General features: G+C 44.9%; 4 protein-coding genes. 1 reads left to right on the forward strand and 3 read right to left on the reverse strand.

The genetic code is table 11. The features are described 5' to 3' along the window. Positions 1–623 (reverse strand): PLP-dependent cysteine synthase family protein (locus tag GRP75_RS23570; protein ID WP_160790525.1); only part of this gene is annotated, 623 nt, incomplete at its 3' end. A 255-nt stretch (positions 624–878) separates the two neighbouring features. On the opposite strand from GRP75_RS23570, the gene GRP75_RS23575 reads away from it, so the two are divergent. Then, positions 879–1,241, forward strand: coding sequence for a hypothetical protein (locus tag GRP75_RS23575; protein WP_160790526.1), 363 nt, complete (start codon positions 879–881; stop codon positions 1,239–1,241). Between the two features lie 118 nt (positions 1,242–1,359). Here GRP75_RS23575 and GRP75_RS23580 read toward each other — a convergent pair whose 3' ends face one another. Both GRP75_RS23580 and GRP75_RS23585 read right to left on the reverse strand, forming a co-directional pair. Then, complete coding sequence (locus GRP75_RS23580) at positions 1,360–1,659, reverse strand: DUF6509 family protein (protein ID WP_160790527.1); 300 nt, start codon at positions 1,657–1,659, stop codon at positions 1,360–1,362. Beyond that, positions 1,653–2,791, reverse strand: a 1,139-nt coding sequence (locus GRP75_RS23585) for an ATP-dependent DNA helicase (RefSeq protein ID WP_160790528.1), incomplete at its 5' end; no start/stop codon positions are given. The genes GRP75_RS23580 and GRP75_RS23585, both read right to left, overlap by 7 nt.

Here is a 2,791-nt window from a genome sequence, read left to right on the forward strand (position 1 = left end):
ATGGACCCTTCCGGCTCCACGATGACCGTTTTAAGGGCTGCATTTTGTTCCTTAAGATAACGCGAGGTTCCCATAAACGTTCCCCCCGAGCCTGCACCTGCCACAAATACGTCCACTTTGCCGTCCAGATCGTTCCATATTTCAGGTCCCATTGTCGTATAATATGCCTCGGGATTATCCGGATTACTGAATTGCCGTGGCAAGTATGCATCTTTTATTTCAGCAGCCAATTCTTTTGTTTTTTCGATAGCTCCTTTCATCCCCTCACTTGTCGGGGTATGAACGATGCGTGCTCCCAATGCCTTCATCAGGTCCTGCTTCTCTTGGCTGAACTTCTCAGGCACAGCGAAAATAACTGAGATATTATAATGAAGCGCCGCCATCGCAAGACCAATACCTGCGTTGCCTGCTGTTGCTTCAATTAATGTCCCCCCTGGCTTCAGCTGACCTGTTTTCAATGCTTTTTCAATTAGAGCCTTACCTACCCGATCCTTTACGCTGCCGCCGGGGTTCATAAACTCCAGCTTCGCAAACAGGCGAATTCCTCTCGGTAGAGAATAGCTATTCAGCTCCACTAATGGCGTACGTCCGATGAGTTCAAGGGTATTTTGATATACATTCATAATTTCAAGCTCCTTTTAATGGCGAATCCAAAATAAACCAATGGTCAAAAATTAACGCCTATTGTCGGAGAAGTTCGCTATCATCTCCGAGAAAACACAGTAATACGGTAAGTATTGATGCAATAAGATTTTATGTGTATTTGAAGCTTTTGTCAAATGGACCAGTCACAATACCCACACACCCTGCCTGCTTGCTCGATATGATAGAGAAGATGTCACAAAATATCCCCGTGCAACATAAGGAGGAGTTCATATATGGGAAAGCAATTTCTGAAGATAGCTGCCGTATATTTTGCCCTCAGTGTGCTGCTTAGTGTAATTATTGGCGTGTCGGGTGATTACAGTCTGTCCAATGTTCAGTCTCATATCCATTTGTTGGGTTGGATTGCACTTGGAATTATAGGTCTGATCTATGTGAGCTTTCCTGCACTTTCAGTTACTATTCTGGCACATATCCATTTTTGGATGCATAATATCGGTCTGCCCGTGTTGATATTGGCAATTATAGGTGAAAATCACGAAATTCCAGAGGCTGGAGTTTGGATTGCCATAGGGTGGGTGTTACTCGCGGCTGGTATTATGCTGTTTATGGTGAATGTGTGGGATAGACTGCGCTAGAGCAAATAAGTTCTCTTCATTTGACCATAAAAAAGGAGCCTGATCATGTCAGGACTCCTTGATATCTTCATTATATGTTAGCTATACACCAGCTGTGCTAGCTAAGTGTTCTATACTGTTACTTCACTGTTTCATCCTGTACATGTTCTTTACAGAAGTTCGCAACAGCTTGCAGCTCATCATCTTCAAGTTCAAGATCAATGTAACGATTCGTTACTTTTTCAATTAATTCATACTTTAGCAGTCCCGTCTTTTCTTCGTCTACTAAATAAAGACAACGGATATACAGCCCGTTTTCGGTGTAAAGCTCGTCGTCCTCTTCAACCTCTACATCAATTATAAATTCATAACGCTGCCCACTCAAAATACCAAAAGCGTCTTTAATCTGATCTACCGTGTACGATGTAAAATTTAACATGTCTTCATTCCCTCCGGATTTCCTTCGATTACAGTGCATTCTACGCCCGCAGGCAGTAGTTGTAAAACCTGTGTACGTACTTCTTGGCGGTTCAGATCCTGGCCCATGATGGATATCCAGCCTCGATCATTACGCGAGCGAATTAAACGCCCTATGCCTTGTCTGAGTCTAAGTGCCATGTGAGGCATATCTATCTGAATAAACGGATCTGCTGCATCCTTGCGCAGAGCCGTAAAAACCGGATCATTCGGAGGAAATGGCAGTGACCAGATAATGACGTGCGACAGAGAAGGTCCAGGAATATCCAATCCTTCCCATAATGTAACAGCGCACAACACACTTTCCTCATCATTCTGAAAAGCTGAGATCAGATGGCTGATTTCAGCCGAACCTTCGTACAGAAAACGATAGGCTGATGCCTCCGGGTAAGCAACGAGATCCTTCTTGAATGCAGCCAGTTCCTCCTGTGAAGGAAACAGGATAAGCGCTCTTCCCTGCGATTTCTCCAGCAGTGTCAGCGCTCTCTGGATTGGATCATGCCCCACCTGCAACGGATATAATGCCGCTTGCATCTGGTCGTTGTAATCATACGGTGAAGCAACGGAAAACGTGAGCGGATTCTCAATACCGAGACTTTGCGCCATATAATCAAAGGAGTTCTCCACGGAAAGTGTAGCTGAGGAGAATACAATCGGTATATGCTGTGCAAATACCCGTTCTTTGAGAATCTCTTTTACCATCTTGGGCATAACCACAAGCGTTAATCCATCCTGATCCTCCATTACCCACGAAATCAGGAGTTCCGGGCGCTTAAACAAGGCCAACGCCGTCTGAATCATTTCCAGATGCTCTTCCACGATTTTGACCTGGTACTCATCCAGAGAGAATAACCCGCTTTCAAATACAAGCTCTTCTTCAATCGTTCCGATCAGATCGCCAAAGCGGTTTACCTCTCGAATCAGCGACTCATTCAAGGTAAACTCCTTGCGATTAGAACCCTGTACAGGCTGACTGTTCTTATCGAGCGCAGCGAACAAAACCTCACTTTGGGTTATCGCATCTTCAATCGTCATTGCCAGCGATTCTCGCACTTCCCCCTCTAGCAGACGGGTACTAATGGCCTCGAATTGAG

The organism is Paenibacillus sp. OT2-17 (assembly GCF_009827695.1).
GTDB lineage: Bacteria > Bacillota > Bacilli > Paenibacillales > Paenibacillaceae > Paenibacillus > Paenibacillus polymyxa_B.